General features: G+C 30.2%; 9 protein-coding genes and 1 pseudogene. All 10 read right to left on the bottom strand.

Features of this window, described 5'->3' with window-relative positions:
* Positions 1-134 precede the first annotated feature (134 nt).
* A complete protein-coding gene (locus OIO11_RS12180) occupies positions 135-365 on the bottom strand; it encodes a DUF6133 family protein (RefSeq protein ID WP_268071733.1) in 231 nt (76 codons plus the stop codon).
* Positions 366-369: 4 nt separating this feature from the next.
* Positions 370-585, bottom strand: coding sequence for a hypothetical protein (locus tag OIO11_RS12175; protein WP_268071732.1), 216 nt, complete (start codon positions 583-585; stop codon positions 370-372).
* Positions 572-859, bottom strand: coding sequence for a hypothetical protein (locus OIO11_RS12170; RefSeq protein WP_268071731.1), 288 nt, complete (start codon positions 857-859; stop codon positions 572-574). Before OIO11_RS12170 ends, OIO11_RS12175 begins: the two co-directional genes overlap by 14 nt.
* Before the next feature lie 118 nt (positions 860-977).
* Positions 978-1808, bottom strand: coding sequence for a type IV secretory system conjugative DNA transfer family protein (locus OIO11_RS12165; protein WP_268071730.1), 831 nt, complete (start codon positions 1806-1808; stop codon positions 978-980).
* A gap of 546 nt (positions 1809-2354) precedes the next feature.
* Positions 2355-2555 (bottom strand): hypothetical protein, encoded by a 201-nt coding sequence (locus OIO11_RS12160; protein ID WP_268071729.1) that lies wholly within the window; start codon positions 2553-2555, stop codon positions 2355-2357.
* Between the two features lie 15 nt (positions 2556-2570).
* A complete protein-coding gene (locus OIO11_RS12155) occupies positions 2571-2831 on the bottom strand; it encodes a hypothetical protein (RefSeq protein ID WP_261672467.1) in 261 nt (86 codons plus the stop codon).
* A 167-nt stretch (positions 2832-2998) separates the two neighbouring features.
* A pseudogene (locus tag OIO11_RS12150) lies at positions 2999-3262 on the bottom strand (peptide deformylase); the annotation flags it as partial.
* Positions 3263-3542: 280 nt separating this feature from the next.
* Entirely contained in the window at positions 3543-4493 is a 951-nt protein-coding gene (locus OIO11_RS12145) for a relaxase/mobilization nuclease domain-containing protein (RefSeq protein WP_268071728.1), read from the bottom strand.
* Between the two features lie 457 nt (positions 4494-4950).
* The gene (locus tag OIO11_RS12140; RefSeq protein WP_268071727.1) at positions 4951-5520 is read right to left on the bottom strand and encodes a GNAT family N-acetyltransferase; all 570 of its coding nucleotides are present in this window, start codon (positions 5518-5520) and stop codon (positions 4951-4953) included.
* Positions 5521-5546: 26 nt separating this feature from the next.
* Complete coding sequence (locus OIO11_RS12135) at positions 5547-6215, bottom strand: AraC family transcriptional regulator (RefSeq protein ID WP_268071726.1); 669 nt, start codon at positions 6213-6215, stop codon at positions 5547-5549.
* Between the last annotated feature and the right edge of the window lie 152 nt (positions 6216-6367).

The raw sequence follows: 6367 nt of genomic DNA, 5'->3' as shown, positions 1-6367 counted from the left end.
GATTCCTAAAAATATAAAAATTAAAGATAAGAAATAAATTAATCCTAGTAAAGCATATTCTTGCCTTACTAGGATATTTTAATACTATTCTTGGAATTATTAAAGGTGCTAAAACTTTGACGCTTACCTTTATATTAGCCTTGGAAGTTAAACATATCTTTAATTTTTTGAGTTAAAGTAGGAAGAATAGTACCTTGAAAAAGAAAATATAATCCTCCAAGGATTAATGCTCCAATCACAACTGACATTAAGATTTTTACCGCTGTATCAACAAAGCCCTCACCGCTTTTGCTTGTGAGAGCCTTCTTTGCCTTTCCTACCATATTCATAGCCTTAATTTGTGTTCCTAATACTAAATTTTCCATATATTCACACCTCCAAAAGTCCTGCTAATACAGGAGCAAGTATCATTAGCCAAGTTGTAGTATCATTTATTAGCTTTTCTGTACCTTTTACAATTTGACTATTTCTAACATCATTTGCTGCATACACTGGTATTGAAATCATACTGACTGTATAGATTGATACTAAAGTCAGTATGATTTTTTCTTTTGTCTTTTCTAAAAAGTTTCTAATCTGTTTCAAAATAATTATCTCCTTTCTCATTTCCTGTTACATAGCTAATTTTTTGAGCTTTAGTAATCTTTTCTTGTAATACTGTTACTGAATTTTTTGTAATACTTAATTGCTCATTAGCTGTGTAATAAAGCCACACTCCCCATAAATCCATATTTTCCATACTTGCACTTCTTACTTTCCTTCTGTTTTCTCTTAATTCTCTTACCTTTCGATTATGTTCCTTATCTCCCAGCCCAAAGATTTTATTAAACTGCCATTTTGATAAGTCTGGAGAATTCATAATTGCAGGATTATTTCTTGATGTAATTAAGCTGTACGGTCTTGAAATAAGTCTTATTTCATCAACTGTCAGTAATGCCCTATGTGTAAGATTGATACTATGTGAACTTGATGGAGTACTATAAAAGCCTTAAAGTAGTAAGAGCAGCTGTATAAAAGCTTCCTCTTGTTTTACTTGGTGCAACTTCTGATATAGCAAGTAAAGCTTTAGCTGGATGTGTAGGACTAAGTTTTTTCACATACTCAACAATAGGCATTGAGTTGCCTACTGCTTTACACATTTCACTTATAAAATAATACACATTAGTCATGTTTTGATATTTTCGATTTTTTCCTTCTCTATTGTCATAAACAACACTCATAATGGCACTGGCAATAATACTAGCTTCACCATCTGTCCATATCCTTTCTCCCTTTGGCTCACCTACAAGCTGAGAAGTTAAATCCCATGTAGCATCAATAGCTCTAGCTATATCGTTATTGTCTATGGCTTCAATCACAGGTTCTAAAAAATTATATTTATCACTCTTTAAAGGATTTTTAAAATCTATTGCAATAACTTCATATCCTAACCTTTCTAAAAAAGGATAGGTATATTGGTATAGCTCGCCCTTTGGATCACTCAAAATCATACTTTCACCTGCAAGAGCCATAGTTCCTATGCTTTGAAGTACCACTGTCCTTATTTTTCCTGAGCGTGTTGCACCAATACATAAACTGTGAACATCCTCACCAACAAAGAATATTTTTTCTTTACCACCTTCCCTTCTACAACCAAGCACTACACCACCCTGCGGTAAAAAAGCTTTGGAGCATTCATAAATACTTTTGGTGGTTTCATCAGTGTTTTCTGCAGTTCCTTCTTGCTTTTCCAATACTGCTTTTTCTTGAATTTCTTCTTGCTTTTGTTGATTTTCTTCCTTCTCATTTTCACATTCACTTCCCTTCATAATTTTTTGTAGATCATCATATCCTTGCTTTATTACTGTTTTAACTGTGCTGTGATTGGTATTTAGAATAAAGCTTTCAAAAGCTGAATCCTTTTCTTGCTCTGTAAGCCATTCTGCTGAACCAAACTGTTTTTGCCCTGCTGATACTGGTGTTGAAATTTTAGGAGTTATTTGTTTTAATTCACTTTGATAAGGTTTGTTATTGGCTGCATAGAAAAATATTGCAAATTAAACTGTAAATCCATTTAGGCATAAAAAAAGCAGTAAGTGCTCTTTACTTACCGCCATGCTATGAATACAAATTATTAAATTGGAAATTTTTAAAACTGTCATTTGCTTTGAAAGCAGCTTATGAATTATTGTTGAAAAATAAAGATTAAATAGTATGCCACTCACTAATATGAGCAGGCTTATTAAAAGTTTCTTATTTTGGAATTTAATAAAAAGTTTTCCTTTCTAAATTGAGTTTTGGGGATAAAAATAAGACCTACCAATGATAAGTCTTAAAGTTTTATTTACTCTATAAATTGGAATTTTTCTCTAAATTTATGCAAAAATTTCAGAATTTCTTTTTGTTATTGCTTCAATATTATTATTTCTATACCTGTCGCTAGGCTTTCTAACTGGAAATAAGTTTCCTTCCAGTGTAATCACACCATAGTTATTATCAACAAAACTATTTCTTAATTTAAAAAAATCACAAAAATTCTTAAAATCCAATTTTATTTTACCAGTAACATACTTCATCCCCAATACGTCTATCTATTCAGCATCAAAATCAATAAAGTAATTTCTCTCTGATGTATGTATCGTGAGGGTTGCTAAATTAATATTGTCCTCTAAAATATCCACTCTGTACTCGAACATGATATCATCATTTTGCTTCTTCATGAATAAGTAACTTCCTTCTTCTTGATCCTCGGCCTCATCACTTATTTCAGCGTAGATTTCTTCGCCACTGACTTCTCCAGGATATCCTGACTTTCTTATCTTTTCCTCTATTGCTTTAAAAAACTTTTCCACTTTTTCACTCTCTTTCTTTTTTAAAATACCTATTTCTCTTCAAATCAAGTATATACTATGTTTCTAAATAACAGTAGCCCTAATCATTATTAATTAATGATCAGAGGAAAACTTCACTTATTAAACTCACATGGTTCTCAATGACCTCTAGGCTAATAATTACTTCATATTTTAATACAACTCTCTTCAGTTTCATAAATCTTTTCTTTATTTAATACAACTGGATTTATCATAGGCACAATAAGGTTGCCTACAGTAAATACTAATATACGCTTTTTTACTCCAATCATATTACCAGCTAATCCAACACAATTCTCAAGGTTTGCTCTTAATGTATCTATTAAATCATCAATTACTACTATATCATTTTTAGTTGCATCTTCTGATTTTTGTCCTAAAAACAATATATCTTTTATAATTGGTTTTATCATAATTTATACCTCTTTTTCAGTTATATTTTTTACAAATCATACTATATCATATATAAAATTAGCACATCTAGTCCAACACCCAGTTGGCACATCAATGACACTGATCGAGTTGCATTTTTTAGAACTTTTTATAAATTGTTTATGATGATACATTGCACTGTACGAAATTTATGTTTAACTCAATGACAAATTACTATTTATCGCTTAAATATACCTCATTTTTTTACCAATTCATACAAACTTATCTTATCATAATAAAATATCTAAATCCATAATTTTTCTACATACTTTTTCCACTTTCCCAATCTAGTCCTCTTCCCTTAGCTTCCTCAATTGCTCTTTCCTTCTTTGCTCGTCCCTCAAGAGCAGTCAAAGGTAAATGAGATTTATAATTATTACTTTTATCATTAGAGATCATTTCAATTACCGTTAATAATAATTCCATTTTCGCTTCAAGCTGCTTTTTATCAGCCTTCTGTTTATTTAATTCAAAAGCTTTAAGAAGTGCTTCCTTAGTAAATTGCTGTGAGGGATACATCTTTCTATTTCTACATTTCTTACCGTTAGGAGTAGTAAAAGTAACATATTTTCTTTCATCACTCCAATCCACTTTATAACCTAACTTCTCCATATTATCAATAAATTCTTCCTTACTTCTGCTACACCATTTGCATTGCCTTACTGCTAAGAAAAGTTCATACTTCCAACTTTGTTCTTTATCTTTAGCCCTATATTCTCCTCTGTCTTTATGATTTCCTTTAGCTCCATCAACAATAATAAGTCCATAAGTTCTACATAACTCATCTAAATATTCCTTTAAGCTTTCTAATTGCTCTTTTGATAACTGCCATTTTCGTCCTGTAGTAAAACTTACAGAATTAATGATAAAGTGATTATGTAAATGCTCTTTATCTGTATGGGTAGCATATACAACTTGAAAGTCTTTAAAAGCTTCATGGTCTAAAAGCTTTTTCCCAATTTCATTTATTACTTCTGGAATAGCTTTATCATGTGGTGAAAAAGACTGTACAAAATGTATAAATTGCCTTCCAGTTTCTTTTTTAAAGTTTTGCTTAGTCATTACAAATTCATCATAAGCAGTATCTGGTGAGCAATCTTTTCCTCCAACTAAGTGAAGCTCAGTTTTTAAGGGATTTTTAATATAGTCAATGGCTCTTTTCATGCCTTTGTAGGTATTGTTTGATGCGTTGATAAATTCTAATACTGCCATAAGATCACCATACTTTTATAATTTTAGATAAAATAAAAACACTTGATATAATTAATAACAAGTGTTGATTATTATATTGGGTATACTAAAAATAAAAGTTGCTTAAGAATTAAATGTGAAATTTGTATATCAACCGTATAAATTAGAAATTTTCCAATTACTTCATAACAGTTTTATTTTATCATAAGTTGTTATTTACACACTGCTTTCTTTGCCACTCAGCAATTCTTATATCTCTGCCATATATATATCTTAATAATGAACAATAATTTTGAGGAAGTTCTGTAAAAAGTTCACACACCTTAAAATTCTATTAAACTAGATTTATTTTTCAACTGCTTCAAAAGCCTAGATTTTTTTATTTTCATTTTTATGGTAGTTATAATGCTTAAAATATCGTTCATTAATTTCGCTTGGCACTAAATGTTCATAAATTAAACTTCCTTCAGCTAATATTTCATTTGTCATAGTCCTCTCTTAATATACCGTATATTTCTAAATCAATCACACCTTTACCTGGCCAAAGATTAGCTTGTCTTACCAAACCCTCCTTAATAAATCTATTTTTTTCCAGCACTTTTTTAGAGACAAAATTCTCAGGTATAACCTCTGCATGAATACGATTAATATTAACAGTCTCAAATAAAAATTTAATCAATATACTTACCGCTTCTGTGGCGATACCCTTTTTCCAATATTCTTCAGCTAAAAAATAACCAATAGTCACCATGTTAACCTTTTGGTTAAAGTCCATACCTTCAATAATTCCAACCAATTTATTAGTATGGTTTTTTGAAAATATCCCCCATTTAACCCTACTTCTCTTATTATAATCCCTCTCAAAATGACCAATCATATTTCCAACTGTCTCAATATTGTGTTTGGGTAAAATCCCACAATATTTAAACACCTTATCATTGTTATAAATTGCAAACACTTCTTGAATATCTGTTTTTTCAATTTTCTTTAATATTATACTCTCAGATTCTAAAACCGGTAGTTCTCCAAAAATTATTTCTATATTCATTTTCACCATAAACTCCTTTACTCAAATCATTTAATTGGTATGTATATTTTTATTTCCATATTATCTGGATACACTGAATTACAAACATCAATTCTTTCAAAATCTAGCCCGTCTCTCCTATCGTAATTGGAATTCGGTAACCATATCCCATAAATATATCTCCATATGTTTTGAGCTATAGAAACAGAATCACTAGCTTTGAATACAGCATATTTTCCTTCAGTTGTTTCTAAATTAACAAAACCACTCTCCAATTCTTCACCTGGATGTTTTACAGCTTCCCCAATAACAAAGGTAAAACCACCATCATCTTGATAATTATTACTTATTCCAAAAGGAAATTTAGGTGCAATCCTGTTGGGAATTTTCATATAGTATTCATTCCTACCAAAATCATCATAAAATTTTGGAATCTCATTAAAATATTTTTCATCATTTGTATTTGTTTTGTATTCATACCCTACTATACAGCATTTGTCTAAGCAAATAATTTCAGGCTTGTACATTATCAACTCACCTTGAATTTTTTTCTCATAGTCCATAAAATTGATTTTTTCTAGAAAATTAATTTTATTTTCTTGTTGCTTACGATACTTACTTGGTGTCATTCCAAAACAGCTTTTAAAGGCACGTGTAAAAGCTTCCTGTGAGCCGTATTGAAAATCCACCGCAATTTCCAATATACTTTTATTCATATTTTTTAATATAACAGATGCTTCTCTCTTAAGCCCCTAAGAACACTTGGACAATTGCTTTTGGAATAGATATAATAAAGAAAAGTGATTGGAGGTATTTTATGAAAGGTAAAAGTTATACAAAAGAATTAAAAGAATCAATACTAAATGAA

The organism is Clostridium sp. ZS2-4, assembly GCF_026719745.1.
Lineage (GTDB): Bacteria > Bacillota > Clostridia > Clostridiales > Clostridiaceae > Clostridium_H.
This window is presented reverse-complemented; position numbering and strand designations above follow the sequence as displayed.

Excerpts from the sequence above, each read along its gene's own strand:
- OIO11_RS12180 (WP_268071733.1), bottom strand. The coding sequence starts at position 365 with ATGGAAAATTTAGTATTAGGAACACAAATTAAGGCTATGAATATGGTA.
- OIO11_RS12170 (WP_268071731.1), bottom strand. The coding sequence starts at position 859 with ATGAATTCTCCAGACTTATCAAAATGGCAGTTTAATAAAATCTTTGGG.
- OIO11_RS12165 (WP_268071730.1), bottom strand. The coding sequence starts at position 1,808 with ATGAAGGGAAGTGAATGTGAAAATGAGAAGGAAGAAAATCAACAAAAG.
- OIO11_RS12160 (WP_268071729.1), bottom strand. The coding sequence starts at position 2,555 with ATGAAGTATGTTACTGGTAAAATAAAATTGGATTTTAAGAATTTTTGT.
- OIO11_RS12145 (WP_268071728.1), bottom strand. The coding sequence starts at position 4,493 with ATGGCAGTATTAGAATTTATCAACGCATCAAACAATACCTACAAAGGC.
- OIO11_RS12140 (WP_268071727.1), bottom strand. The coding sequence starts at position 5,520 with ATGAATATAGAAATAATTTTTGGAGAACTACCGGTTTTAGAATCTGAG.
- OIO11_RS12135 (WP_268071726.1), bottom strand. The coding sequence starts at position 6,215 with ATGAATAAAAGTATATTGGAAATTGCGGTGGATTTTCAATACGGCTCA.